Consider the following 223-nt stretch of genomic DNA (forward strand, 5'->3'; position numbering starts at 1 on the left):
GACATCGACGCCGTAATCGGCGACGGTCTTGTCCGCGATCGGCTTCTTCTTGGCCTTCATGATGTTCGGCAGCGAGGCGTAGCGCGGCTCGTTGAGACGCAGATCGGTGGTCACGATCGCCGGTCCCTTCAGCTTCACGGTCTGGAGCCCGCCATCGACTTCGCGGGTGACCTTGAAGTCAGAACCTTCGACCTCGAGCTTCGAGGCAAACGTCGCCTGCGAC

The 223-nt window shown here is 61.9% G+C and carries 1 protein-coding gene; it reads right to left on the reverse strand.

The genetic code is table 11. The features are described from left to right. Positions 1-223, reverse strand: a 223-nt coding sequence (locus MOV74_RS41385; protein ID WP_404979245.1) for an electron transfer flavoprotein subunit beta/FixA family protein, incomplete at both ends; no start/stop codon positions are given.

The sequence above is a fragment of the Bradyrhizobium sp. SHOUNA76 genome (assembly GCF_023006445.1).
Lineage (GTDB): Bacteria > Pseudomonadota > Alphaproteobacteria > Rhizobiales > Xanthobacteraceae > Bradyrhizobium.